25 protein-coding genes and 1 CRISPR repeat array are annotated in these 25,416 nt (G+C 43.4%); of the genes, 14 read left to right on the top strand and 11 right to left on the bottom strand.

Features of this window, described 5'->3' with window-relative positions; genetic code table 11:
• The first annotated feature begins 49 nt into the window (after nt 1–49).
• Genes VB714_RS09605 through VB714_RS09585 form a run of 5 tightly spaced genes read left to right on the top strand, consistent with a single transcriptional unit; the run spans nt 50 to nt 4,949 of the window.
• On the top strand, nt 50–1,129 hold the full coding sequence (locus VB714_RS09605; RefSeq protein WP_323223512.1) for a hypothetical protein: 1,080 nt from the start codon (nt 50–52) through the stop codon (nt 1,127–1,129).
• Nucleotides 1,129–1,950: a prepilin peptidase gene (locus VB714_RS09600; protein ID WP_323223510.1), complete on the top strand. Its 822-nt coding sequence runs from the start codon at nt 1,129–1,131 to the stop codon at nt 1,948–1,950. The genes VB714_RS09605 and VB714_RS09600 overlap by 1 nt, the downstream gene beginning before the upstream one ends.
• Nucleotides 1,951–2,005: 55 nt before the next feature.
• Nucleotides 2,006–2,233 (top strand): hypothetical protein, encoded by a 228-nt coding sequence (locus VB714_RS09595; RefSeq protein WP_323223508.1) that lies wholly within the window; start codon nt 2,006–2,008, stop codon nt 2,231–2,233.
• Nucleotides 2,234–2,267: 34 nt separating this feature from the next.
• A complete protein-coding gene (accD, locus tag VB714_RS09590) occupies nt 2,268–3,206 on the top strand; it encodes an acetyl-CoA carboxylase, carboxyltransferase subunit beta (RefSeq protein ID WP_323223506.1) in 939 nt (312 codons plus the stop codon).
• A 15-nt stretch (nt 3,207–3,221) separates the two neighbouring features.
• Nucleotides 3,222–4,949 (top strand): ABC transporter ATP-binding protein, encoded by a 1,728-nt coding sequence (locus VB714_RS09585; RefSeq protein WP_323223504.1) that lies wholly within the window; start codon nt 3,222–3,224, stop codon nt 4,947–4,949.
• 620 nt (nt 4,950–5,569) lie between these two features.
• Nucleotides 5,570–6,176: direct repeats of the CRISPR family, unit length 35 nt; unit sequence CTTATGGCTTCTTCAGAAGTCGAATTAATGGAAAC.
• Nucleotides 6,177–6,542: 366 nt separating this feature from the next.
• On the opposite strand, the gene VB714_RS09580 is transcribed toward VB714_RS09585, so the two are convergent.
• A complete protein-coding gene (locus tag VB714_RS09580) occupies nt 6,543–7,628 on the bottom strand; it encodes a Gfo/Idh/MocA family oxidoreductase (protein ID WP_323223501.1) in 1,086 nt (361 codons plus the stop codon).
• 118 nt (nt 7,629–7,746) lie between these two features.
• Here VB714_RS09580 and VB714_RS09575 point away from each other — a divergent pair, with 118 nt between their 5' ends.
• The gene (locus tag VB714_RS09575) at nt 7,747–8,598 is read left to right on the top strand and encodes a Uma2 family endonuclease (protein ID WP_323223499.1); all 852 of its coding nucleotides are present in this window, start codon (nt 7,747–7,749) and stop codon (nt 8,596–8,598) included.
• A gap of 15 nt (nt 8,599–8,613) precedes the next feature.
• Here the strand turns inward: VB714_RS09575 and cobQ are convergent, their stop codons facing one another.
• The gene (cobQ, locus tag VB714_RS09570; protein WP_323223497.1) at nt 8,614–10,113 is read right to left on the bottom strand and encodes a cobyric acid synthase CobQ; all 1,500 of its coding nucleotides are present in this window, start codon (nt 10,111–10,113) and stop codon (nt 8,614–8,616) included.
• A gap of 188 nt (nt 10,114–10,301) precedes the next feature.
• Nucleotides 10,302–10,703 (bottom strand): Npun_F0494 family protein, encoded by a 402-nt coding sequence (locus VB714_RS09565; protein ID WP_323223495.1) that lies wholly within the window; start codon nt 10,701–10,703, stop codon nt 10,302–10,304.
• Between the two features lie 90 nt (nt 10,704–10,793).
• On the opposite strand from VB714_RS09565, the gene VB714_RS09560 reads away from it, so the two are divergent.
• Entirely contained in the window at nt 10,794–11,228 is a 435-nt protein-coding gene (locus tag VB714_RS09560; protein WP_323223494.1) for a peroxiredoxin, read from the top strand.
• Nucleotides 11,229–11,348: 120 nt separating this feature from the next.
• Here the strand turns inward: VB714_RS09560 and VB714_RS09555 are convergent, their stop codons facing one another.
• The 3 genes from VB714_RS09555 to cysK form a co-directional block, all read right to left on the bottom strand.
• Entirely contained in the window at nt 11,349–12,536 is a 1,188-nt protein-coding gene (locus VB714_RS09555; RefSeq protein WP_323223492.1) for a hypothetical protein, read from the bottom strand.
• Between the two features lie 86 nt (nt 12,537–12,622).
• Nucleotides 12,623–13,975 (bottom strand): sorbosone dehydrogenase family protein, encoded by a 1,353-nt coding sequence (locus VB714_RS09550; protein ID WP_323223490.1) that lies wholly within the window; start codon nt 13,973–13,975, stop codon nt 12,623–12,625.
• A 133-nt stretch (nt 13,976–14,108) separates the two neighbouring features.
• The gene (gene cysK, locus VB714_RS09545) at nt 14,109–15,068 is read right to left on the bottom strand and encodes a cysteine synthase A (protein WP_323223488.1); all 960 of its coding nucleotides are present in this window, start codon (nt 15,066–15,068) and stop codon (nt 14,109–14,111) included.
• Between the two features lie 297 nt (nt 15,069–15,365).
• Here cysK and VB714_RS09540 point away from each other — a divergent pair, with 297 nt between their 5' ends.
• Complete coding sequence (locus VB714_RS09540) at nt 15,366–16,748, top strand: DICT sensory domain-containing protein (protein ID WP_323223486.1); 1,383 nt, start codon at nt 15,366–15,368, stop codon at nt 16,746–16,748.
• Nucleotides 16,738–17,379: a pentapeptide repeat-containing protein gene (locus VB714_RS09535; protein ID WP_323223484.1), complete on the top strand. Its 642-nt coding sequence runs from the start codon at nt 16,738–16,740 to the stop codon at nt 17,377–17,379. Before VB714_RS09540 ends, VB714_RS09535 begins: the two co-directional genes overlap by 11 nt.
• Before the next feature lie 31 nt (nt 17,380–17,410).
• Here VB714_RS09535 and glgX read toward each other — a convergent pair whose 3' ends face one another.
• Nucleotides 17,411–19,534, bottom strand: coding sequence for a glycogen debranching protein GlgX (gene glgX / locus VB714_RS09530; RefSeq protein WP_323223482.1), 2,124 nt, complete (start codon nt 19,532–19,534; stop codon nt 17,411–17,413).
• Between the two features lie 37 nt (nt 19,535–19,571).
• Here glgX and VB714_RS09525 point away from each other — a divergent pair, with 37 nt between their 5' ends.
• Nucleotides 19,572–19,703: a hypothetical protein gene (locus VB714_RS09525; RefSeq protein ID WP_323223480.1), complete on the top strand. Its 132-nt coding sequence runs from the start codon at nt 19,572–19,574 to the stop codon at nt 19,701–19,703.
• A gap of 520 nt (nt 19,704–20,223) precedes the next feature.
• The gene (locus VB714_RS09520) at nt 20,224–20,544 is read left to right on the top strand and encodes a XisI protein (RefSeq protein WP_323223478.1); all 321 of its coding nucleotides are present in this window, start codon (nt 20,224–20,226) and stop codon (nt 20,542–20,544) included.
• A gap of 55 nt (nt 20,545–20,599) precedes the next feature.
• Here the strand turns inward: VB714_RS09520 and VB714_RS09515 are convergent, their stop codons facing one another.
• From VB714_RS09515 to VB714_RS09500, 4 genes are all read right to left on the bottom strand, one after another.
• Nucleotides 20,600–20,749: a hypothetical protein gene (locus VB714_RS09515; RefSeq protein WP_323223476.1), complete on the bottom strand. Its 150-nt coding sequence runs from the start codon at nt 20,747–20,749 to the stop codon at nt 20,600–20,602.
• A 10-nt stretch (nt 20,750–20,759) separates the two neighbouring features.
• Nucleotides 20,760–21,389 (bottom strand): ribonuclease H-like domain-containing protein, encoded by a 630-nt coding sequence (locus tag VB714_RS09510; protein WP_323223474.1) that lies wholly within the window; start codon nt 21,387–21,389, stop codon nt 20,760–20,762.
• A 31-nt stretch (nt 21,390–21,420) separates the two neighbouring features.
• Nucleotides 21,421–22,662, bottom strand: coding sequence for a tryptophan synthase subunit beta (gene trpB, locus VB714_RS09505; RefSeq protein WP_416309643.1), 1,242 nt, complete (start codon nt 22,660–22,662; stop codon nt 21,421–21,423).
• Nucleotides 22,663–22,771: 109 nt separating this feature from the next.
• Nucleotides 22,772–23,470 (bottom strand): response regulator transcription factor, encoded by a 699-nt coding sequence (locus VB714_RS09500; RefSeq protein WP_323223470.1) that lies wholly within the window; start codon nt 23,468–23,470, stop codon nt 22,772–22,774.
• 119 nt (nt 23,471–23,589) lie between these two features.
• Between VB714_RS09500 and VB714_RS09495 the strand changes: the two genes are divergently transcribed.
• The 3 genes from VB714_RS09495 to VB714_RS09485 form a co-directional block, all read left to right on the top strand.
• Nucleotides 23,590–24,126, top strand: a complete 537-nt coding sequence (locus VB714_RS09495; RefSeq protein WP_323223468.1) for a superoxide dismutase family protein — start codon at nt 23,590–23,592, stop codon at nt 24,124–24,126.
• A 41-nt stretch (nt 24,127–24,167) separates the two neighbouring features.
• On the top strand, nt 24,168–24,971 hold the full coding sequence (locus VB714_RS09490) for an HAD family hydrolase (protein WP_323223466.1): 804 nt from the start codon (nt 24,168–24,170) through the stop codon (nt 24,969–24,971).
• 52 nt (nt 24,972–25,023) lie between these two features.
• The coding region (locus VB714_RS09485) for an ATP-binding cassette domain-containing protein (RefSeq protein ID WP_323223464.1) at nt 25,024–25,416 on the top strand (393 nt) is incomplete at its 3' end.

Below are 25,416 nucleotides of genomic sequence, written 5' to 3'. Positions count from 1 at the left end.
CCTCTCCAAACCCCTCTGCTCCTGCTACACCGGTTGTATTGGTGGGTAAATGGTTGTATTGGTGGATAAATTCATAGAAAAGGTTGTATTGGTGGATAAATTCATAGAAAAGGATAAATTCATAGAAAAGGATAAATTCATAGAAAAGGGTTTGGAGACCAAACCCCTACTGCAACATTCAGATTATTATGTTTGGGATTTTTGGTATTATTACGACAAGAAATCTCAGATTTATCACCTTTTTTATCTTAATGCCGATCGCCATCTCGCAGCCAGCGATCGCCATCATTTTTTTGCGCGGGTGGGATATGGAACAACAGAAGATTTTAGAGCAATAAAATGGATCGATTATAATGTACTTTCTGCGAGTTCTCAACGCTGGGATAATACCTCAATTTGGACGGGAGATGTTATTAAAATAAAACAAGGTTTCTTGATGTTTTATACCTCTAGAAATCAACAAGAAGATGACGGAATGACACAAAATATCGGCATTGCTTACGCAGAAACAATAGACGCGAAACAATGGCAGCCTCTCCCCGATATTCGCATTGCCCCCGATCGCCAATTTTACGAACCGAAAAATGTTGTGGGGGACTCCAGTACTCATGCTTGGCGCGATCCCTTTTTATTTCGCGATCGCGGGCAAATTTTTATGTTACTATCAGCAAAATCTATTCATCTTCCTTTGGGCAAGAAAGGGGCGATCGCCTTATTACGTTCTCGCGATGGTAGTTTATTAAACTGGGAAAGTTTGCCTCCTATTTCACAATCGGGCTGGTATTCCGAAATGGAAGTTCCTCAACTCTATCAAGACACTCAAGGAGAATATAAATTGATTTATTCAACGTGGGGAAAGGGGGATTTTGCCCCGACAACTCATCAAGCTGGAGGATTACAAGGTTTAACGGCTTCTCATTGGCAGAATTTTAATCCCCAATCTCCCGATCTTATTCTGCCAGGGCGATCGGGCTTATATGCTTGTCGAATTATCCCGGAACTAGAGGGAGAAATTGTCGGTTTTAATGTTAAAAATGGAGGCATTCAAAGAAGTGGTATTAAAACAAATTACCGGGAAGTCAATCGCGATTTTAAAGATATTGATTGTTCAGTAATTGGTAAGAGTTAATGGGAATTTTATTAATTCTAGTCACAGTAATCCTTATTTTTGCCTTTGGGTCTGCGATCGGGAGTTTTTTAAATGTTGTCGTTTATCGCATTCCTGCCCAACTTTCTATTATTTCTCCTCCTTCTCGCTGTCCCCACTGTTTAACAAAACTGGGAAAAGGAGAAAATATTCCTATCTTGGGTTGGTTGCATCTGAAAGGGAAATGCAAGCATTGCCAAGCGCCAATTTCTCCGCGCTATCCTTTAGTAGAAACTGCAACAGGAGTCTTATTTTTGCTCGTTTTTTGGCGCTTTGGCACGAGTTGGGAAACCCTCGGATACTGGATATTTTTAAGTTGGTTGCTGGCACTTTCTCTCATCGATCTCGATACTTTTACCCTACCCAATGCCCTGACGCAATCCGGTTTAATTGCGGGTTTAGGTTTTATGCTGTTCTGGGGATGGCAAGAAACTGGGGAAATTTCCGGCAGTCTCGAAAGTTTGGTAACAGGAATTAGCGGTGCAGTTGTGGGATTGTGGTTATTTGAGGCGATCGCCTTTCTCGCTTCCACCTTCTACGGACGCACGGCAATGGGAGCCGGAGATGCTAAATTAGCTGCCATGATGGGAACCTGGTTGGGTTGGAAATTGTTACTATTGACAGGATTTCTCGCTTGCGGCCTGGGGGCATTCCTCGGAGGAGGGGCGATCGCGATGGGTTGGTGGCAACGAGAGAAAGTTCTACCTTTCGGACCCTTCTTGGCGATCGGCGCATTTTTATCTCTCTTTTGGGGAGAAATCATTCTCTCAACCTATCAAAACCTATTTTTCCCCCTAAGTTAGCCTTCCCTGACGCTAGAATCGGGAGAAATTAACAACGATCGCAACTCTTGATAAGATGAATTCTGTATCTTGGATCACTTTGAGAACGACCAGTATGCGCTGGGAAGCCGACCTTATGCAGCAAATCCTCGTTAGTTACGATATTCCTTGTCGCATTGTCAATGTTGGGGCAAGTGGTTGTTTTCTCTCGGGACAAGCTGCAATCCAAGTTCATCCCCAAGACAAATGGACGGCCTTGCTGTTATTGAGTCCCAAGGAAGAAGAACTCGAACCCGAGTCATAATTTCACAACAAAAGATAAAATTTTTTAATTACTTATGTCTTTATTTGACTGGTTTGCCAATCGAGAAAAATCTGAAACCGCAAACCAACAACACCAAGAACGAGAAATCGCCGATGGGTTATGGACGAAATGCCCAAGTTGCGGTGTATTGGCTTATACCAAGGATTTACAGGTTAATCAAATGGTTTGCTTAGAATGCGACCATCACCTACGGGTAGACAGCAACGAACGCATTCGTCAACTGATAGATGCCAAAACATGGAAACCATTAAACGAGAATATTCAACCTGTAGATCCGCTTAATTTCCGCGATCGCAAACCCTACAAAGATCGCCTGCGAGAATACCAAGGGAAAACAAAGTTAAAAGATGCGGTACAAACCGGAACTGGACTTCTCGATGGCTTACCCGTTGCCCTCGGGGTGATGGATTTCCAGTTTATGGGGGGAAGTATGGGATCTGTCGTTGGGGAAAAACTCTGTCGTTTGATTGAATATGGTACAAATGAATGCTTGACAGTAATCATTGTTTGTGCATCTGGCGGCGCGAGAATGCAGGAAGGAATGTTAAGTTTAATGCAAATGGCAAAAATATCGGGGGCATTAGAACGCCATCGCCAAGCTAGATTACTCTATATTCCCGTGTTAACTCATCCGACGATGGGGGGAGTCACCGCCAGTTTTGCCATGTTGGGAGATTTGATTTTGGCTGAACCCAAGGCGGCTATTGGCTTTGCGGGGCGGCGGGTGATCGAACAAACCCTGCGGGAAAAACTCCCCGATGACTTCCAAACCTCAGAATATTTGTTGCAACACGGGTTTGTCGATGCGATCGTTTCTCGCATTCGTCTAAAAAGAACTCTCGCCCAATTAATTAGCATTCATCAACCTTTTTATCCCATTAATGCAGGTTTTACATTTGAGGGCAATTTATCTCTGAATACTGAACAATTCGTGGTCCACAAAGAGAATTAATTACTAATCAATAATTTGAAAATTCGTTCCAATTATCGGCTATTACCTCCCTATATTCTTCCCCAAAGTATCACCATTGCTTTGGCCTTAGTTTGTACGCTTTTCTTTACCGCAAGTTGGCCGATTATGATTTGGCTGGCGGAACGTTTGGCGGCTGCTGTGGGAGAGGGGGATATTAACATTAGTGCTAAAATTGCGGGGTTAGCGATCGCGGTATTTGTGATTCGGGCGATCGCCCTTTATGGTCAAGATTCTCTCATGGCAAAAGCAGCTTTGCAAATTGCCCTCGATCTGCGAAAACAGGTTTATTCTCATACACAAAAATTGGGATTGAGTTATTTTGAAACGACGAAAACTGGGGATTTATCTTATCGTTTAACGGAAGATATCGATCGCATTGGGGAAGTGGTAAACCAACTTTTTCATCAGTTTATTCCCTGCGTTTTGCAGTTAATTGTCGTCTTGGCTTCCATGATTTATCTCAATTGGCAATTAACCCTGGCTGCGTTTCTGGTTGCCCCAGCAATGGCAGTATTAGTGGGGATTTTTGGCGATCGCCTGCTCAAATTTTCCCATCGCGCCCAAAGTCGTATCTCAAATTTATCAGCATTATTAATTGAGTTTTTTAGTGGTATTCGTCTCGTCCAAGGATTTGCAGCAGAAGAATTTACCCTCAGTCGTTTTATGGTGGAAGCAGAAGCCAACCGACGGGCAAAATATACCGCCGAAAGAATTAAGGCTTTTCAAATGGTTGTGGTGGGTTTTTTGTATGCTTGTAGTTTCATTTTTATCTTTTTCCTCGGCGGTTGGCAAATCTCCCAAAATAACCTTACGGGAAGCGAGTTTATCGGCTATTTAGCAGCAGTAGGAATGCTGATCGATCCGATTACTATTAGCACCAATAATTACAACGAATTTAAACAAGGGGAAGCCTCCGTCGATCGCATTTTTGCCATCTTAAAGATTAAACCGGCGATCGAGGAGAAATCAAACGCGATCGCCCTACCTCCTACCTCGGGTAAGGTAGAATTTCGCCAGGTTAGTTTTAGTTATGCCCCAGAAAAACGAGTCTTACACGCTCTTAATTTTCTCGCCAGTCCAGGAGAAACGATCGCCTTAGTAGGGCATTCTGGGGCGGGAAAAACAACTTTAGTTAATCTTCTCCCCCGGTTTTACGACCCCGATGCAGGGGAAATTCTCATTGATGGCACCAATATTCGCGATGTCTCCCTCAAAAGCCTGCGCCGACAAATTGGCATTGTGCCGCAAGAAACCATGTTATTTTCTGGTACGATCGCGGAAAATATCGCTTTTGGTCAGCCAGATGTAGATTTTGCAGCCATTGAAGCGGCGGCCAAAATTGCCAACGCCCATCAGTTTATCAGCCAGTTCACTCAAGGTTATCACACTTATGTAGGGGAGCGCGGCACTACTTTATCGGGAGGACAGCGCCAACGCATTGCGATCGCCAGGGCGGTATTTTTCAATCCTCGTTTACTGATTCTCGATGAAGCTACTTCTGCGTTAGACTCGGAATCGGAGGCACTGGTACAAGAAGCCTTAGACCGCATTATGCGCGATCGCACGGTGTTTGTTATCGCCCATCGTCTCGCCACTGTCCGCAAAGCCGATCGCCTGTTTGTTTTAGAGAATGGTAGGATTATAGAGTTGGGAACCCACGCAGAATTAATCGCCCAAAACGGCCGTTATGCCCAGTTTTACGCCCAACAATTTGAGGGGTGATAACGAGTATAGCCCGATCCGCCAAGGATAATGAGTATAGCCCGATCCGCTAGGGATAATGAGTATAGCCCGATCCGCTAGGGATAACGAGTATAGCCCGATCCGCCAGGGATAATGAGTATAGCCCGATCCGCCAGGGATAATGAGTATAGCCCGATCCGCCAGGGATTGAAAATCCCTGTCTCATACAAAAAATCCATTGAAATGGATTAGGGTTATCGCGATCGCCCTTACCTGCCAAAAAATCCTTGACAGACCACTAGAGGATCAAAAATATCTCTTTTATTTTTTCTATCTACACAATGCAAGGTGCTGATTTGCCGTGGGTTTCGAGATTTTAACTTGTAAGTCGGCCTCAATAACTGAAGTTTAATGCGAATACAGTAAAATATCAGTCTATAAAGTTATTTTTATCTTGAAATACACCGTTCGTAGGGGTCTGAAAAACGCTATAACCCTTATTCTTTCGTCATCTGCCCCGGAAGTGCTGTCATAACTGGGTTTCGGAGGTTTTTCACAAGGACTTATTGCGAATTGGCCTCAATTATTTGGGGTTTGACTTGACTGCCACAAAATCGTCTGCTAGAATCCAGTCAGAGTAAGGGTTCTATTTAGGGTCCCTTATGGCTTCTTCAGAAGTCGAATTAATGGAAACAATCGCGAAACAGTTAGTTAGCGGCTGTGTTAGCGGCTTATGGCTTCTTCAGAAGTCGAATTAATGGAAACTCGAACCTTACCCTCCCCTGTCCGGGGTGGGGTTGACTTATGGCTTCTTCAGAAGTCGAATTAATGGAAACTTCATCGTCCATAGCGAACCTGTACAAGTACCCCAAAGCTTATGGCTTCTTCAGAAGTCGAATTAATGGAAACGTGGAGCATGTCAGCCTGGACCTCAACCAAAATTTGCTTATGGCTTCTTCAGAAGTCGAATTAATGGAAACGATTGGAAATAAATCCAAGCTCCAAAACAAAAACAGCTTATGGCTTCTTCAGAAGTCGAATTAATGGAAACATTCTTTTCAAACCGAATCCTGGCAACAAGGTTACCTTATGGCTTCTTCAGAAGTCGAATTAATGGAAACCTCCATTTACCTGAATGCCTGTCACGAGCAAAGAGCCACTTATGGCTTCTTCAGAAGTCGAATTAATGGAAACATTCTTTCTCGTCTCGTACCGTACACCAGTGCGCCTGCTTATGGCTTCTTCAGAAGTCGAATTAATGGAAACGGCATGAAAATTTAATGTCGTTTTTTTATATAGCAACACTAAATGAATTGTAATATTAAGTAAATAATCAAAAAAAATTGCATAGCAATTTATCTAAAAGCAAGAGATAAATCCGCATAAAAACGATAGGTATGAAATTAAATTTGCCCATGTACTTATAATCGCGATAACCATAATCCATTTCAATGGATTTTTCGTATGAGACAGCGCTTGGGGGATGCTGAGGTTTCCTCAGCATATCCAACCAAGTAAGAAGGGATTTTCAATCCCTGGCGGATCGGGCTATACCCATCATTTTAGGCATGACAGACCACTAGTGAACTGAATAATAGATTTACATTTTTGAGATACATCCCAAGGGATGAGTTAATATTTCGGGACATCAACCCAACATTTCTTTTCATGGGATTCGTGAGTTAAATCCATCAGTAACTGCGAATAAACACCCTCCTTTAAAGAAGGTGAGTTATTTTGACTAGACTTAATACAGTTCAGCCAATGATCCGCGACACGAATAAAAGGAGCTAAACGTCCATCAGTAAAGACTTGTGGAAAAGCGAGGCGTTTAGGTATTTCTTGCTCAGATAAATTCTGACCCGCCAAAGCAGCATATAAGTGAAAACCGTGAACATAATCTTTAAGATTGTCGCTACCAAGAACAAGAGTACCGCGATCGCCATAAACTTCGACCCAATGCCCTCTTCCCTGATAAGTCACAGAACTGAGGGAAACCTGACAGGGCGTACCGTCTGCCAATTCCAGCATTATCGTGCAAGTATCGTCAGCATCTACGGGTTTGAGTTTCCCCCCATCGGCGGGATCGGGACGTTGGGGAATTGCACAACTTAAATGAGCGCACAAACGTTTAACCGGTCCGAATAACCAGTGAATGTAATCGAAAGCGTGAGAACCGATCGCCCCCAAAGCACCGCCCCCCTTATCTTTGCGAGAATACCAATTCCAAGGGCGATCGGGGTCAGCCCGACTGACGGCTAACCAATCAATTTTAATGAGTCGAGTTTGGCCAACATAGCCTTCCTGTAATAATTCTGCCAATCTTTGCCAAGCTGGGACAAAGCGATACTCAAAATCGGCGATCGCAATTAAACCCTTTTGTTGCGCCAATTGATAAAGTTCTTTTGTTTCGCTAACCCGCAGGGTCATAGGCTTTTCTAATAACAAATGCTTCCCCGCTTCTAAAACCTGTTTCGCCATCTCGTAGTGCAGGAAAGGGGGTGTAGAGACACTTACCGCTTCAACTTCTGGGAGAGAAAGTAACTTATCCAAACGATTAAAAGCATGAGGAATTTGCTGAGAGTCCGCGATCGCCTTAGCTTTGCCTAAATCCCGATTCCAAACTGCAACCACCTCAATTTCGGGGTGATGTTGAAATCCAGGGATGTGAATTTTTTGACCGAATCCGGTACCGACAACCGCAACGCCTATACTCATGCACTAAATCCCCAAGTTACCATAAGACTATTTTAACCTAATGTAGGGGTTTGGTCACCAAACCCTCTTATAACCCTCGTATAATAGAGTTAAATGTATCCACTCTTTCTTTAAGACAATGGTACAACAACTCTCTCCTTCCACCATAGAAGACGAACTTCTCTATCCTGACAGTGACGGTAAACCCTTGGCTGACAACACGACACAATTACGCTTAATTTTCACTATTAAAGGTGGTCTCGATGCTCTGTTTAAAGATAGAGACGATGTTTTCGTGGCTGCTGATTTATTATGGTATCCAGTTAAGTTAACTCAACAGGAAGTTATCGAACAAGAAGAACCCCAAAGACAAGCACCGGATGTAATGGTAGTGTTGGGACGACCGAAAGGAGATAGAGGTTCTTATATGCAGTGGAAAGAAGATAATACTGCTCCGCAAGTGGCGTTTGAAATCCTTTCTCCCGGTAATAAAAAGAAGGATATGGAGACAAAATTTACATTTTATCAACAGCATGGAATCGAAGAATATTACTTGTACAATCCGAAAAAGAATCGCTTACAAGGATGGTTGAGAAAAGGGAAGAATTTAAAAGAAATTACTCAAATGGAGGGATGGAAAAGTCCGCTTTTGGGTGTAAAATTTACTACAGGTGAGGGGGATTTGGTTTTATTTCATCCCAATGGAGAGCGTTTTGTTGATTTTGTTGAAGTGGTCGAACAACGCGATCGCGAACGAGTAGAGAAAGAGCGCGAACGACTGGAGAAAGAGCGCGAACGAGTAGAGAAAGAGCGCGAACGAGTAGAGAAAGAGCGCGAACGACTGGAGAAGGAGCGTCAACAACAAAGAGCTATTCTGGCTGAAGATGAACGCGATCGCCAACAATCAAGAGCCGATCGCGCCGAATCTGACTTGCAAAAAATGAGGGAGCGCCTTTTACAATTAGGGATCGATCCTGATTCTCTTTCCTAGTTTGGATCGGCAAAATTAGGGTTTGGAGACCAAACCCCTACTCGGCAAAAGTGGCTTTAAATCTACATTTTCTGTGACCAAATCGGCGATCGCATCTAAAATTGCCTCTCGTTGTTCTCGATAATTAGGTACACCTGTAGGTAAGGAAATTAAGCCTCGTCCCTGTCTGACGTGATTGAGCCACGATCGCCGCCAGGGTCCATTATCGAATAATCCGTGCAAATAGCAACCCCAGACAGAAAAAGAAGAATTGACTAAACCCAAACCGGTATCGCTGAATAAGTAATGGCATGGGGGAGGTTCTGACTGTTTAGTGAGAATTATCGTGCGTCCCTGATGAATCTCATACCCATCCACGGGCAAAGATTGAGGGTAATTCGACGTACAAACACGCTGGCGCACGATTTTGCGGCGATCGAGGGTTGTCTTTACAGGTAAGAGTTTTAATCCCGTGATTTGGCGATCGCTTCCTTCCAAACCGTCGGGATCGCTCACACTTTGTCCTAACATTTGGAAACCGCCACAAATCCCCAAAATAATCCCTCCCGCCGCCGCATAATCTTGTATTTTGGCCGTCATACCGCTTTCGTGCAAGGCTCTCAGATCGGAGAGGGTTGTTTTCGATCCTGGAATAATTACCGCGTCAGGATAGCCTAAATCCCCCTCTAAACCCACATATTTAACCTCTACGGTAGGTTCTGACTCGAGGGGATCGAAGTCCGTAAAATTGGCAATTCGAGGTAGGCGAATCACCGCAATGGTCAATTCTCGATTAGGTTTGCGCGATCGCCTCTCTAATAAAGATAGTGAGTCTTCTGCTGGGAATATCCCCTCTCGCCAAGGAATGACCCCTAAAACAGGAATTTTAGTGTAATTTTCCAGCCAATCGATCCCCGATTGTAGAAGCGATCGCTGTCCGCGAAACTTATTGATCACCACACCCTTGATTAAGGCTCGTTCATCGGGGTCTAATAATTCTAAAGTACCGACAACATGAGCAAATGCCCCACCGCGATCGATATCTACGATCAATACCGTCGGCGCACTTAAATACTTCGCAACCCGCATATTCGTTAAATCTCGATGTTTGAGATTGATTTCTGCCGGACTTCCTGCCCCCTCACAAACGACAAAATCAAATTCACCTGCTAAATGTTGTAGAGATTCTTGAATTGCACTCCAACCGCGCTCAAAAAAATTCTCGTAATAGTCCTGTGCGCCAGTATGTCCGATCGCCTCTCCCCGCAGAATCACTTGAGAGGTCATATCCCCTTGGGGCTTGAGCAAAATGGGGTTCATCTCCACCCAAGGGCTAACCCCCGCCGCCCACGCTTGTACGGCTTGGGCGTAACCAATTTCACCCCCTGTCGAGGTAACATAGGCATTCAAGGCCATATTTTGACCTTTAAAAGGAGCCACCCGCCAGCCTTTACGAGAAAAAATGCGACAGAGTGCCGTCGCTAACATAGATTTTCCTGCGTGGGATGTTGTTCCCACCACCATTATTGCTTTCACTTAATATAGGGAATTGGGAGTAGGGAATTGGGAGTTGGGAGTTGGGAGTTGGGAGTTGGGAGTTGGGAGTTGGGAGTTGGGAAGATTTATTAGGACTTACGCAGCTAGGGAGCGAGACGCTCCCACTACTGTATTCTCTGGCTATGGTAGTGCGGACATCTTGCCCGTTAATGTAAGTCCTATTTATCTTAAATGGGGAGTCTTAGCCAGCGATGTGCAGCATTAGCAATGCGATCGCACCAGGATACGGAAGAAAAGGACTCTCCCTGCATTTCCCATTGTTTCACGAGTTGGTGTCCTAAAGGGGTGAGGCGAAAACTGTCGGTAATGCCTTGTCCGTCTACTTCTCGCCGCAATAAACCCACTTGAATCAACCAAATTAGGTTGCTTTCTGCACTTAATTCTAACAGAGGATGCTGGGTATAGTTTTTTTCTACTCCCGAAGAGCCGGCGATCGCGTTTAAGGAAATTCCTTGCGATCGCATTGCTGCAAACAAAGTTACAGTAAAAGGCGCACAACCCAAGGCACGGGAGGCGCGATCGAGGGTTGGTTGGGAATAAATAATGGGGGGTAAAGTCGAACTGGACATGGCGATCGGGCAAACAATAAAAAGGTCACTGTAAAGTATTGTAAAATTTAAACAGAATAAATATTCATCTCTCGGAGGAATTCAAGATTCATGGCATTAACAGTTGGCACGAAAGCCCCCAATTTCACCACTAAAGACGATAAAGGCAATACCGTTTCTCTGACGGATTTTGCAGGCAAAATTGTCGTTTTATACTTTTACCCTAAAGATGATACGCCAGGGTGTACGAAACAGGCTCAAAGTTTCCGCGATCGATACGAAGAGTATCAAAGCAAAGATATTGTTGTTTTAGGGGTAAGCATGGACGACGAAGCCTCTCATACAATGTTCAAGGAGAAATATGGCTTACCCTTTACTCTCCTCACGGATACTGATGGAGCAATTACTAAAGCCTACGATGTTGAAGGTGGCGGTTATTCCAAGCGCGTTACCTATATTATCGACGCAGAAGGCACGATCTCGAAAGTTGATGCGAGTGTTAATACCTCCACTCACGCTCAAGATGTTTTAGCTTCTCTCAAATAATCCCTTAAATTGCGAGTTATTTCATTATCTATTTTTGAGCAGGGAAAGAGCAATTTTCCCTGCTTTTTTGTCGAATTAAAATCCCCGTCTTTTTAAAGCGAGGAGAAGTTAATTAATGGGTTAATGGGTTAATGCCAATAACTCGGATTCAACACGATCTAGTAATGCTTCTGCGGGACGAGTGCGATCGTATAATTTAGGAACCCAATCATCTCCCCAAAATAAGAAACAACTGGTTTCCCCTTCGAGAATCCATTCCCTTGCTTCTATTAAAAACTGTTGTCCTGTTGCTGATAAATTGTTCCCAGAATCGACAATTTTCCAATAGCGATCGCTGACCCGACAAATCGTTTCTACTGCCTGTTTTTGCGCCTCAGAACCCGCCCATTGACTCAGATCGAATCCGGAGGTATTACCCACATTCCATGCCCCTGTTTGCACAAATGCTTCCTCTTCTGGAGGATGTTCTTGCAAATAGTCCGATAATTTTAGCGATCGCAAGGACGTAGAATTATTGCGAATCATCTCAATAAATGGGGTGAAAAAGTGACCAAAAAAGCCCGATTGTTCGTGCATTTGTCGGAACCAACCGCCATTTTCTCCATCAGACCAAGTTGTAACTAAACGCGGTGCATCTGGTGCAGGAGAATGCGCGACTTTCTGACAGACTTCGCGATCGAACCAAACCGGATCGGTGCCGCTTTCTTGAGCATTAGAAATATCTCGTTCTCGTGGTATAATTGCAATAGTTTTGCCCTCATAAGTTGCCCGATAAGGCTTGTAAATATCGAGGATGCCGCTTTCGGGTTTAATATGCACCCCATCGACAACAACATAGGAATATCCCACCTCAACTAATGCGGGAATCATCTCCATACAAAATGCCATTTCTGGCGGCCAAAAACCGGTAGGAGAACGTCCAAATGCTTTCTCGACAATCTCTTTTCCTCGCACTAAATGTTCTTGCCAATCCCGTTGCGGAATAAGTGGGAAAATGGGATGATAGTATCCCATGCCAATTAACTCGATATTGTTCGCCTTGCCGTAGCGATCGAGCATATCGGGAATGTTAATAAATGGTGCATATTTTTCGATAATTTCAGGATCGAGAAATTGTTCCAAGAGAATCCCCGAAAAACCCACTTGCAAACAAGCAGCATCTTGCAGTAAATTGGCATAGCGTACCGCTCTTTCGTAACAGCGCATAATTTGCTCGGCTTCAAAGGGATTCTCTTCGATTAATAGTTTCAAATTCCCTGGAGGTTGGTGCATATGCAAACCGAGGGCATGATAAATTTGTGGTGTCATTTTTTCTCTCTTTTTTATTGATTACTGATTATTAGGAATAAAGCTCTAAAAAATATCTAAATTTTCTGTTGCCTATTCCCTATTCCCTATTCCCTATTCCCCCCATACTGAATGCGATAAATACGTCCGTTTGCTTCCTCCGTAAATAGCAAACTACCATCGGGTAATACCAATAATCCCACAGGTCGTCCCCAAGTGGAAGGAATTGATGGATCGAGGAGAAAACCTGTTAAAAAATCTTCATATTCCCCCGTCGGTCGGCCTGTATCATCAAAAGGAACAAAAACCAATTTATATCCCGTTCCGCGATCGCGGTTCCAAGACCCACGAAAGGCTACAAATGCACCATTATGATATTTTTTAGGAAAGGTTTCTCCATCGTAAAATTGTAGCCCTAAAGCCGCAGAATGAGATTGAAATAAAACATCGGGAGTCAGGGTTTTTGCTGCTAATTCTGGGTTTTTACTGCGACCATTTTGCAGTTGACGCGGATCGAGTAAGTTAGGACTTAAATATGTAAATGGCCAGCCGTAAAACTCCCCTTCTCGAATGCGAGTAAAATAATCAGGAACGAGATCATCCCCCATCCCATCCCGTTCATTTACAGTTGTATAAAGTTCTTCCGTCACGGGATGAAAATCCAAACCGACAGGATTTCTTAACCCAAAAGCAAAGGTTTTCTGGTTCGATCCGTCTATATTGGTAACTTGTACGGAAGCGCGAGGTAATTCTTCAACATCAACATTAGAACGAGAACCCACAGAAATATAGAGCTTTTTCCGATCTGGAGAAATAACAACATTGCGCGTCCAATGTTGATTGTATCCTCCTCCTGGTAAATCAATAATTTTTGTTCCTCTTCCTTCTAGTTCTTCTTGTCCTTCGCGATAACTATATTGACGCACTGCATTAGTATTTCCCAAGAAAAAAGCATCATCAGAAAAGGTCATTCCAAAAGGAATATTTAAGTCATTTTCAGCATCTGCAAAAGTGTTGCGAGTTTCTGCAAAACCATCTCCATCTTTGTCCTTTAATAAACGAATGCGATTTTGACGGGTTTCCGTAACTAAAACATCTCCTGTGGGGGTTAATGCTAACCAACGAGGACGATCTAAATTATCGGCAAAAATATTCACCTGAAATCCTTGGGGAACATTAAGGCTAGGATTGTTAGGAATAGAAACAACTTGAGGACTTTTGGACGCACTGCTGGTAGAAAAAGGATTGGGAAGGCGATCGAGGGAAATGCGAATGGGTTGAGGGGTGAAAATTTCGGTTGGAATGAGATTATCTGGCGATCGCGGCACAATTTCTTTCTCTTGAGAATAGTCGTTTTGTTCCACTGAACGAGAAGTACTACAAGCAGTTAAGACGAGAAAGGCGATCGCCAAAAAAAGATTTTTAGAACTATATTTAGCAAGATAATTTGGTAAATTCATGGTAAATTCTGGATAAAAATTGGATTTTATCTGGGTGCATCTCAGTTTTGTAAAAATAGCGAGCAAGATGCTCGCACTACCCCCATTATGGTTTATTGTAGTGGGAGCATCTTGGTTATGGGTCAATCCTAACTTAAACTAACGTGACAACCTTCTCATCGGGAACTTGGAATAAAGGCGTACTGAGATAGCGTTCCCCAAAACTGGGTTGAATCATGACAATTAATTTTCCCTTATTCTCTGGACGCTTGCCCACCTCGATCGCGGCTGCAAGAATAGCCCCCGTGGAAATCCCCGATAATAGCCCCTCTTCCCGCGCTAAACGACGACCATAGATAAAAGCATCCTCATCCTTGACTTTGACCACCTCATCAATTACATCCACATTTAACACTTCCGGTACAAAACCCGCACCGATCCCTTGAATTTTATGGGGTCCGGGTTCTCCTCCTGATAAAATTGGACTGTTTTCCGGTTCGACGGCGATCGCCTGAAAAGAAGATTTTTTCCCCTTAATAAACTCGCTAACCCCCGTAATCGTACCGCCAGTTCCTACCCCAGAGATGAGAAAATCCACTTGTCCCTCGGTATCTTCCCAAATTTCCTTACCCGTGGTCAGGCGATGAATTTCCGCATTAGCCGGATTGTTAAACTGCTGTAACATATAAGCATTGGGAGTCTTATCCACAATTTCTTGCGCCCTGGCGATCGCCCCCTTCATCCCCGTCTTTGCGGGAGTGAGTTCCAACTGCGCCCCATAAGCCCCTAACATCGCCCGACGTTCCACACTCATACTTTCTGGCATCGTCAAGATTAGTTTATAACCTTTCGCCGCCGCCGCCATAGCCAGGGCGATCCCCGTATTCCCTGAAGTGGGTTCGACTAATATAGTTTCTGCGGCATTGATAAGTCCCTCCTGTTCCGCTTTATTAATCATGTGTACCCCAATACGGTCTTTCACCGAAGCTGCGGGGTTCATTCCCTCCAATTTAACGAGAATTTGAGCAACACAACCTTGAGATTGAGGAATAACGTTCAGTCGTACCAAAGGAGTCCGACCGATTAATTCTGTAATACTGTTGGCAACCTGCATATTTATTAATGTTTTGTTAGTAGCTTGACGAACAATTGCAAGTATCGCATTTTCACCCCACCGAGTGAAAACTGAGTGAAAATACGCAAAAATATCTAAAAACCTGCGATCGCTATCCCAAAATTATAAATGGATTGAATTTGAGTTTGAATTTTCCCCAGCAGTGATAGAGACGCGATGAATTTTTCTCTCTGCTTTTGTGATTCTTCTCGCTCAAAACAGGAAAGGGCATTATAATAACCTCATAATAATTTCAGATCAAAACCTTCCCCTGAATTATCGATCGCGGAAAAAAGAATGCTGCAAGGCTCAATCCTACAACAACTCACAACAACCCAGAAAAAGGCCAATCGTTCCCTCAATTTGGGAGTTTATTATAAAAATACCCTTATTGCTCTATGTCACGCCCTCGAAGATTTTATCTTAGAAACCGAGAGCAAACCCATTGCGATCGCGGCTTTTCAGCAGGGAAAATGGTATTTACAAGAAGCCGATCGCTATGGAGATATTGCCGAAAAAGCCTCGGATATTGTCATTTTAGCTACTCCTGACAGCCATTGGGCAGATCATCCCACCTCGCAAAAAGAAAATATTTCCCTTGTGGATCTCTCTCCCAACGATCCCATCTCCCAAGAATGGCATTTAATCATTCTTTCGCCCACCTACACGGCGATGGTTCTCTGTCAGGAATTATCCGACTCGGACTATGGAGAAACCGGAATCCCCGAGAATGATTTAGAACGAAAATTTTATGGGTTTTGGACCTTTGAACCGGAATTAGTTCGGGAAACGGTGGAACTCACGATCGCCCAGATCGGGGAATACGATCGCGATCTGCAACAGTATTTAAGCGATCGGGTTAAAACCATGACCGCAGAATTTGGTCATTGTCAGAGAGATGACCTGAATGCGATCGTGGCCAAAGTTATTGATTATTTACACGCCATTCATCACGATTGTGCTACCCCAGAAGCGCGATCGCTAGACGAGAATGTGACCTCCAATGAAGTGCAGGCATATCTGCGAATGGCACAACTGATCGATCGCGCCGATGCAACTAACCCCAACGCCGCCGCCGAAGTTGCTTCCCTCGCCGAAGCAATGGGACAATTGTTAGACTTACCCGCATGGCAAATCAAACGCTTGCGTCTGGCGGGGTGGTTGCATCGCCTCGCCCCCTTACAAGGTGCAACCCAAGTTAGCGATCCTCAGTCAAAAGCCCAAGAGGAAATGCTGCAAAAACAGGGACTGTTACCCAAAGCCTCGATTTTACGAATCATGCCCCAATTGAATGCGATCGCCCGCATTATCACTTATAAGAGCGAGCATTGGGATGGCTCCGGACAGCCGGAAGGATTATCCTATGATGATATTCCCCTAGAGTCGAGGATTCTGGCACTTATCGCCCATTTTCAGTGTTGTATTGTCCGGTATCGGGAAGAAGGTCGCGAGAACCCCCTAGGAGACGCTTTAAGCAACTGTCAAGCAAAAGCCGGGCAAATCTTCGATCCCAAATTAGTCGAGGCTTTAGGGCTATTAGCCATGGGAATGCAGCAAGGTATGACACTGCAAGCCAGTCAACCCAAAATTTCTACGGGAATTTGGCTACTGGATGAATTGGAAAATCGGCAACAACAACCAATAACAAACAACTTAATAACAAAAACAAATGAACATTGAAACAATTCGTGCGGGACAAAACAAACAACTTTCGGGAATGAATTTGGAAGATGAAGATTTTTCGGAGTGCCAACTTGATAATATTAATTTGGCGGGGGCAAATTTAGTCGGTGCCGATTTTTCTCGGGCGACTCTTAAAGGAGGACGTTTGGATGGGGCGAATTTATTAGGGGCAAATCTCAATCAAGCGGATCTGCGCGCTAATTTTTTGGGGGCAAATTTGATGCAGGCAGATTTAAGCAATGCAGACTTGCGGGGAAGTAATTTGCGAGGAACGAATTTGATGGGGGCAAAGTTCGTCCAAGCCTCTCTTTCTGGTGCTTTTTTGAGTGGTTCTAATCTAACGGGAGTGAATCTCCAAGGGGCAGATTTACGGGGGGCAGATTTACGAGGAGTTAACTTTAATAGTGCGAATTTAAAGGGAGCAAATTTAGCACAAGCTGACCTACAAGGGGCAAATTTAAGCGAGGCAAATTTAGAAGAAGTAGACTTGCGGGGAGCAAATTTAGCCGGGGCAAGTTTAGCCGGAGCAAATTTACTCTGTGCCGAGTTGGAGGGTGCTAATTTAAAAGGAGTGAATCTCGATCGCACTTGTTTGGTCGGTACGGTAATTAATGAAAGCTATCAATAATATTAAGGTGGGACAATGCCCACCTTAAAAGCTATAAGCGACGCAAAACGATAATCGATCGCTCTGTCACAGGAATAGTTTTTTCCTGAGTATAAATAGCACCAGAATCGATAATATGAGACTCAGCCGTATCGATTAAAACTTGCCATTTCCACTTTTGTAAATCTTCAGAAAGTATAAAATCAATCGGTTCGTGATGAGCATTAAAACACAAGAGAAAAGTATTACCAATAATGCGTTGTCCTGTCTCACTCGGGGTATCAATTTCCTCTCCATTCAGGCAAATAGCAATAGTTTTGATAGACTCTTGTTGCCACTGTTTTTCTGTCATTTCCTCCCCCTCAGCATCAAACCAAGTAATATCTCGAACACCGGAGCCATGAATTTCTCGACCTTGAAACCAATTGCGTCGCTGAAAGACAGGATTTTGATGATGAAAAGCAATCAATTGACGAGTAAATTCTAATAATTCGCCATTCTTTTCAGCCAAACTCCAATCTATCCAAGAAATCTCATTATCCTGACAATACGCATTATTATTTCCCCGTTGAGTGCGCCCAAATTCATCCCCTCCTAATAACATGGGAACTCCTTGAGAGAGCATTAACGTCACCAAAAAATTTCGACGTTGGCGCGATCGCAATGTCAAAATCTCCCCATCGTCGGTTTCCCCTTCTTCCCCACAATTCCAGGAACGGTTATCACCATGACCATCGTTATTATCTTCCTCATTTGCTTCATTATGTCGTTCATTGTAGCTCACCAAATCATTGAGAGTATAGCCATCATGGGCGGTGATAAAATTAATACTAGCACTCGGTTTGCGTCCGTTAGTTGCGTATAAGTCAGAACTTCCTGTAAAACGCAAGGCAAATTCAGATAAACTACTTTCTTGTCCTCGCCAAAAGTCGCGAATTGTATCGCGATATTTGCCATTCCATTCCGACCAAAGTAAAGGAAAATTACCAATTTGATAACCTCCTTCGCCAATATCCCAAGGTTCGGCAATTAATTTTACTGTTGATAAAATGGGGTCTTGGTGTATAATATTAAAAAATGCAGCCAAATTGTTCACTGCATATAATTCCCGTGCTAAAGCTGAAGCTAAATCGAAGCGAAAGCCATCGACGTGCATTTCTTGTACCCAATAGCGCAAACTGTCGGTAATGAGTTTTAAAACTTGAGGATGACGGACATTTAACGAGTTACCACAGCCGGTAAAGTCCATATAATATCGCTCTTTTTCCTCCACTAAGCGATAGTAAGATTTGTTATCAATTCCTCGGAAAGAAAGAGTTGGCCCGAAATGATTGCCCTCCCCTGTATGGTTGTAAACTACATCTAAAATAACTTCAATTCCGGCTTTATGAAGTGCCTTCACCATCTCCTTAAATTCTCGGACTTGTTCGCCAAAAATGCCGCTAGAACTATAACCAGAATAAGGAGAAAAATAATTAATGGAATCGTACCCCCAATAATTCCTTAATTCTTTCCCTTCTAAATGACCAGGATGCGCTAAAAATTGGTGAATGGGGAGTAATTCAACGGCGGTAATTCCGAGGGATTTAAGGTGCGCGATCGCGGCAGGATGTGCCAATCCTGCATAGGTTCCGCGCAATTTTTCGGGGATATCTGGATGCAGTTTGGTAAAGCCTCGCGCGTGTATTTCATAGATAACCGTTTGATACATAGGAATGCGGAGAAGTTCGTCTCCTTCCCAGTCAAAAGATTCATCAATAACAATACATTTGGGCATATATTCTGCATTATCTAACTCAGAAAAGCCTATATCTTCGGCGGAAGTTTTCCAAGGATAGCCATAAATTGCCTCTGCGTTGATGATATCCCCTGCGATCGCCTTAGCATAGGGATCGATGAGTAATTTATTGGCATTGAAGCGATCGCCGGAATTGGGCATAAAATTGCCATAGACGCGATAGCCGTAGCGCTGTCCTGGTTTAATATTGGGGACATATCCATGCCAGATAAAGTTATTCTTTTCTGGGAGATGCAAGCGGGTTTCTCGATCTTGTTCGTCAAACAAACATAAATCTACTGCTGTAGCATTTTCGCTAAAGAGAGCAAAATTCGTTCCGCGTCCATCCCAGGTAGCCCCCAATGGGTAAGATGTGCCAGGCCAAACTTGTAAATCCATAGTTGCTAAAATGTGCGATCGCGTCTATTAATTTTCATTGTTTGCAATCCTAGCAAGATTTGTTCCCTTCGGAAAAGGCGATCGCGATCGAGGGAAAAATTTAGGGAGGTGCGATCGCAAGAGTCCGACCGGGAATCAAATTCCCGGTCTCATACAAGAAGTCCTCTGAAGAGGACTGAATCGATAAGGTTAGATAAAATCGCAATATCCCTAATCCATTTCAATGGATTTTTCGTATGAGACAGCGCTTGGGGGATGGCGAGGTTTCCTCGCCATATCCAACCAAGTAAGAAGGGATTTTCAATCCCTGACGGATCGGGATATACCCGTCATTTTAGGTATCACAGACCAGTGGAGTAATCCCTTCTCTTAGAATCAATCAAAATTCTAGACAAAATCGGTGCAAAATGCGATCTAGCAGAAGCACATTACCAACTTGCCCTAACCTACCAAGCAATGAACAACCCTGAAAGCCAAACTCATTTTAACAAAGCACTGGAACTGTGGACAGAAATCGACGCACCCAAGCAAATCGAAAGAGTCTACAACTCCATGAATAACCCATCCAATTAAAAGCGCGATCTGCATTTAATTTCAATGTCGTTAAACTTTATTATTTTTCTCTTGTAGAGACTGCCATAACTGCCCTAAAGAACTTTTAGCAATTAGCGATCGATAATACTCAATCTGTGGATAATATAAACCAATATTGCGAAATTGTCAAAAAAGTTATTGCTTATTATGCCCAGTTTAAACCGTCTCATGGGGATATTCGCTTAGATACAGTCTTTGACGATCGCGATCGCCGTTATGCTTTGATGCAAACCGGTTGGGATCGAGGGCGCAGAATTCGCGGTAATCTTATTTATGTTACCATTCGAGATGAAAAAGTGTGGATTGAATACGATGGAATTGAAGCCGGTATTTCTGACGATCTCGTTGCATTAGGAATTCCTGAAGATCGGATTGTCTTCGCATTTTTGCACGATATTTCTCAAACTGCTTCATAGCAAAGTCAGGACTCTAAGATAAGCGATCGCGATCGCAATTCCATAAATAACCCACTCAATGCTTTTGGAGATCGCTTTCCAATTTGGCAATCATTTCAGCAAGTTCTAAATTTAACTCTTCCATTTCTAAATGAGTGCGACGTAAGTTAGCTAAAAGACGCTGTCGGGTTGCTAAATTCGGAATGTGAAGATGAGAATTTGCCATTATATTAACATTATTTATGCTCAAAAATTCCTTGAAATTGTAGCAAGTCTAATTCTACTAATACAGGTAAACAGTCAAAACAACGCTGGACTAATTCTCCTCTTTCTTCTCTCTCTATCATAGTCATCAGTTTTTTTCTGGCATTGATTAAATAGCGCACGTCGTTAGCTGCATAACGCAATTGTTCTTCTGTAAGATTATTGGGATTTCCCCAGTCGGAACTTTGTGAAGATTTATCAAGTTCTATTCCTTCTAACTCCTGAATTAATGCTTTTAAACCATGAGATTGAGTATAAGTTCGAGCAAGTTTACTCGCAATTTTAGTGCAGAAAACGGGATTTGTATCAACAGAGAATGTATTTTTAAATTGTGCTAAATCAAAGCGTGCGTAGTGAAAAATTTTGACTACATTTGCATCTTCCAGTAATATTTTTAGGTGGGGTGCTTCTTTCTGACCTCGATCGATGCGAATGACTGTAACTAGCCCGCGATCGTCGCATAACTGCACCAAACAAAGGCGATCGCGGTGGGGAATTAACCCCATTGTTTCCGTATCTACTGCGATCGCCTCAGCTTGACGATATTGCGCTAGAGTTTCTGCGTCGAGATCGCGATCGCAAATTTTAAAATTATTAAGCATGGCTAATAAGTAATAGATTAAAAATCATGTATTATTTCTTGTTCGCATCTAAGAATTTTGCCACGGTTTGTACATCTTTATCACCGCGTCCCGAACAGTTAATAATAAGACGAGGACTACCTTCTAATTGCGGACAAAGGGTTTCTAAATAGGCGATCGCGTGGGATGTTTCTAAAGCAGGAATAATGCCTTCTAAGCGAGACAAACGCTGAAATGCGTCTACAGCTTCCCCATCAGTAACACTATAATATTCTGCCCGTCCCGTGTCTTTTAAATAACTGTGTTCGGGACCCACCCCAGGATAATCTAACCCTGCACTGAGGGAATGCGCTTCAATAATTTGTCCTTCCCCATCTTGCAAAACATAACTCATGGCACCATGCAGCACGCCGGGGCGACCTTTTGTGAGAGTTGCCGCGTGCTTTTCTGTTTCTGCTCCTTCTCCCGCCGCTTCTACCCCGATCAAACGTACCGATGAATCCTTGATAAACTCGTAAAATAGCCCCATCGCATTAGAACCACCCCCAACGCAAGCTAACAAAATATCTGGAAGTCCGCCCCATTTTTCCTCACATTGTTGGCGAGTTTCGCGACCGATCACTGCGTGAAAGTCCCGCACCATCATGGGATAAGGGTGAGGACCCGCGACGGAACCTAAAATATAGTGAGTATTTTCTACATTCGTCACCCAATCCCGGATCGCCTCCGAGGTGGCATCTTTTAGGGTTCCCGTCCCTGCTTCTACGGGTTGCACCGTTGCCCCTAACAAACGCATCCGAAAGACGTTCAGGGATTGGCGTTCCATATCGCATACCCCCATATAAATAACGCATTTCAAGCCAAAGCGGGCGCAAACAGTTGCAGTGGCGACTCCGTGCTGTCCTGCCCCGGTTTCGGCAATAATGCGAACTTTACCCATGCGCTTCGCCAAGAGAACTTGAGCGAGAGCATTATTAATCTTGTGCGCTCCAGTATGATTTAAGTCTTCTCTTTTAAGATATATTTGCACTCCCGTACCGTCAGCCTTAGCGTAATGTTGGGTCAGACGTTCGGCAAAATATAAGGGGCTGGGTCTTCCCACATAATCTTTTAAGAGTCCATCGAGTTCTTTTTGAAAGCCTGGATCGTCCTTATATTGAGCGATCGCGTCTTCTAGTTCCCTCAAAGCGGGCATGAGGGTTTCAGGAACATATTTACCACCAAAGGTGCCAAAACGACCCAGGCGATCGGGTTGAGTTTGAGTGGGGGAGGGATGTAGGGGAGTTACGGTCACGGCTGCAAGGATTTTTAGACTCGACAAGATTTTTTTATTATAGGTCAAGAGGTCGGGGAATCGCGAAATACTTGCTATTTTAAATCTTTTTCCGATCGACAATACTTTTTTAACTATCTTCAAACTTGTAACCCACACCAATTACAGTTTTAACAAAGGTAGGATGAGAAGAATCGAATTCAATTTTCTTCCGCAAGCGACCAATATGTGTATCAACTACTCTTTCATCGCCAAAAAAATCATCACCCCAGAGTTTTTCTATCAGTTGAGAACGACTCCAAACTCTTCCAGGATAACTCATAAAAGCGGACAATAATTTGAACTCTAAAGTAGTTAAATCTAAAGTTTCTTCAGTTTGATTTTCAAGAGTACGAATAGCAGTATGGCGATCGCAATCGATGCTAAAATGCCGAGTTTCATAAATTTGGGCGCTTTCATGTCGCAAACTGCGCCGCAATAATGCCCGAACTCTCGCCACTAATTCTCGAGGACTAAAAGGTTTAACCAAATAATCATCAGCACCAGTTGATAAACCAATCACGCGATCGATTTCTTCTCCTTTTGCCGTTAGCATTAAAATATAAGGGTCCTTCAGACCTTCCTTTTGACGAATGCGCGTACAAACTTCTAAACCATCTAATCCTGGTAACATGATATCGAGAATAATCAGATCGGGTTGTTTTTCTCGAAATACATCTAATGCTTGTAATCCATCTGTTGCCAACAAGCATTGAAAACCTTCTCGGGTTAATGTATCTTGAACGAGTTGACCGATCTCGCGATCGTCTTCAACAATTAATAGTTCCATCCTCTACAAGAGTAAATCTAATTTGATTGACGATTGAATTAATGATATTATACCTCCAGAGTTTTCTTTGTGAAACGAATCAACAATCTTAAAAATACTTAAAAATGGGGTGTAAAATTATGTGGCGTAAACTTGTAGTTCTGATTTTAGTCGTCTTGATGGGGGCGATCGCGGTTCCCGTGCCAGCAGTGAATGCAGAAGAAAACCCCGCAGCAACAGTTACAATCGATACAGGAAATCCAGAAGTTAGCGGAGAAATATCCCTAGAAGAAGTGAATAACGGTTTAACTCGCATTTCTGGAACAATTACAGGTTTGAGTCGCGGAGTCCACGGTTTTCACATTCACGAGTCTGGCGATCTATCCGATGGCTGTACTTCTACCGGTTCTCACTACAATCCTTTTGGCAAAACTCATGGTAGTCCTAGCGCCACAGAGCGTCACGTAGGAGATATGGGCAATATTTACGCAGATGCTACCGGGAAAGCAAAATTCAGAATTATGGATCCCTTGGTCAAGTTAACGGGGGAGACTTCGGTTATCGGTCGCGCGATCGTCATTCACGAAGGACGAGACGATCTTGGACGGGGTAAGGAAACTGACTCCAAAACAACAGGACACGCTGGCGGAAGAGTGGGTTGTGGCATTATTAAATAAAGAAAATTGGACAAAATAGACAGGGTTTATTTTTGCGAAAAATGCTAACATCTCCCACACTACTCGCTCTCGATTTTGATGGTGTAATTTGCGACGGTTTGCAAGAGTATTTTCAAACGACTTGTCGCGCTTACGATCGCCTTTGGAAACCAGAAACTCTCAATTCCCAGCACGATATTTTTGCCAACTCTTTTTATCAACTCCGTCCTGTCATTGAAACAGGCTGGGAAATGCCAGTTTTATTGCGAAGTTTGGTCTTAGGAGAACCGAAAAGTAACATTTTAGAAGACTGGCCGCAAGTCCGCGATCGCCTGGTTGAGACAGAGAAATTAAATGGCAAAGAAATTACGCAAATCGTTGACAGTGTAAGAGATGAATGGATCGAAAGCAATTTAGAATCCTGGCTAAAACTGCATCGCTTTTATCCTGGAATTATTGCCAAAATCAAACAAATTCTCCAAGCAGAACAAACCCAAGTTGTTATTATTACCACCAAAGAAGGACGCTTCGCCAAAAAATTATTACAACAACAAGGATTAAACTTTTCCCAAACCGCTATTTTTGGCAAAGAAGTCAAACGCCCCAAACCAGAAACCCTGCGTCAATTAATTGCCAATCCCAGCTACAATACTGAGAAAATTTGGTTTGTCGAAGATCGTCTCAAAACCCTCGAATTAGTTGCTCAACAGCCCGATCTAAATGATATTGAACTTTATTTAGCCGACTGGGGTTACAATACCGAAACCATGCGAGCTTCCCTAGCCAATAACTCTACTATTCATCTTCTTTCCTTAGCAGGATTTGCAAGCAATTTTACCAATTGGCGATCGAGATCGAAATCTTAAACGATCTTAATGTTAAGATTGGTGAAGAGCGACGACAGATGGAGAATGGTAAATGCTGCGATTAGAGCGTATTAGTAAGATTTATCCGACGGGAGAGGTTCTCAAGGATGTGAATTGGGAGGTGACACCTGGCGATCGCATTGGCTTGGTGGGGGTAAATGGCGCAGGGAAATCCACCCAAATGAAGATTATCATGGGGGAGATAGAACCGACCTCTGGGGAAGTGATTCGCCCATCCAGTTTACACATTGCTTACCTGACGCAAGAATTTGAAGTAGAACCGACGCGGACAGTAAAAGAGGAATTTTGGCAGGTCTTTAAAGAAGCTAACGAAGTTCACGAAAGTATTGAACATATTTCCGTAGAAATGGAAAGCGCCGATGCAGAAGAATTAGATCGGTTAGTACACAAACTCGATCGCCTGCAACGTCAATTTGAAGCCCTA

Source organism: Spirulina sp. 06S082 (assembly GCF_034932145.1).
Taxonomy (GTDB): Bacteria; Cyanobacteriota; Cyanobacteriia; order Cyanobacteriales; family Spirulinaceae; genus CCY15215.
The sequence above is the reverse complement of the archived record's forward strand: the minus strand, read 5'-3'. Positions and strand labels throughout refer to the sequence as shown.

What these genes read in the sequence shown, in the direction of transcription:
- VB714_RS09605 (WP_323223512.1), top strand. Translation starts at nt 50, where the DNA reads ATGGTTGTATTGGTGGATAAATTCATAGAAAAGGTTGTATTGGTGGAT.
- VB714_RS09600 (WP_323223510.1), top strand. Translation starts at nt 1,129, where the DNA reads ATGGGAATTTTATTAATTCTAGTCACAGTAATCCTTATTTTTGCCTTT.
- VB714_RS09595 (WP_323223508.1), top strand. Translation starts at nt 2,006, where the DNA reads ATGAATTCTGTATCTTGGATCACTTTGAGAACGACCAGTATGCGCTGG.
- accD (WP_323223506.1), top strand. Translation starts at nt 2,268, where the DNA reads ATGTCTTTATTTGACTGGTTTGCCAATCGAGAAAAATCTGAAACCGCA.
- VB714_RS09580 (WP_323223501.1), bottom strand. Translation starts at nt 7,628, where the DNA reads ATGAGTATAGGCGTTGCGGTTGTCGGTACCGGATTCGGTCAAAAAATT.
- VB714_RS09575 (WP_323223499.1), top strand. Translation starts at nt 7,747, where the DNA reads ATGGTACAACAACTCTCTCCTTCCACCATAGAAGACGAACTTCTCTAT.
- VB714_RS09565 (WP_323223495.1), bottom strand. Translation starts at nt 10,703, where the DNA reads ATGTCCAGTTCGACTTTACCCCCCATTATTTATTCCCAACCAACCCTC.
- VB714_RS09560 (WP_323223494.1), top strand. Translation starts at nt 10,794, where the DNA reads ATGGCATTAACAGTTGGCACGAAAGCCCCCAATTTCACCACTAAAGAC.
- VB714_RS09555 (WP_323223492.1), bottom strand. Translation starts at nt 12,536, where the DNA reads ATGACACCACAAATTTATCATGCCCTCGGTTTGCATATGCACCAACCT.
- VB714_RS09550 (WP_323223490.1), bottom strand. Translation starts at nt 13,975, where the DNA reads ATGAATTTACCAAATTATCTTGCTAAATATAGTTCTAAAAATCTTTTT.
- cysK (WP_323223488.1), bottom strand. Translation starts at nt 15,068, where the DNA reads ATGCAGGTTGCCAACAGTATTACAGAATTAATCGGTCGGACTCCTTTG.
- VB714_RS09540 (WP_323223486.1), top strand. Translation starts at nt 15,366, where the DNA reads ATGCTGCAAGGCTCAATCCTACAACAACTCACAACAACCCAGAAAAAG.
- VB714_RS09535 (WP_323223484.1), top strand. Translation starts at nt 16,738, where the DNA reads ATGAACATTGAAACAATTCGTGCGGGACAAAACAAACAACTTTCGGGA.
- glgX (WP_323223482.1), bottom strand. Translation starts at nt 19,534, where the DNA reads ATGGATTTACAAGTTTGGCCTGGCACATCTTACCCATTGGGGGCTACC.
- VB714_RS09515 (WP_323223476.1), bottom strand. Translation starts at nt 20,749, where the DNA reads ATGGCAAATTCTCATCTTCACATTCCGAATTTAGCAACCCGACAGCGT.
- VB714_RS09510 (WP_323223474.1), bottom strand. Translation starts at nt 21,389, where the DNA reads ATGCTTAATAATTTTAAAATTTGCGATCGCGATCTCGACGCAGAAACT.
- VB714_RS09500 (WP_323223470.1), bottom strand. Translation starts at nt 23,470, where the DNA reads ATGGAACTATTAATTGTTGAAGACGATCGCGAGATCGGTCAACTCGTT.
- VB714_RS09495 (WP_323223468.1), top strand. Translation starts at nt 23,590, where the DNA reads ATGTGGCGTAAACTTGTAGTTCTGATTTTAGTCGTCTTGATGGGGGCG.
- VB714_RS09490 (WP_323223466.1), top strand. Translation starts at nt 24,168, where the DNA reads ATGCTAACATCTCCCACACTACTCGCTCTCGATTTTGATGGTGTAATT.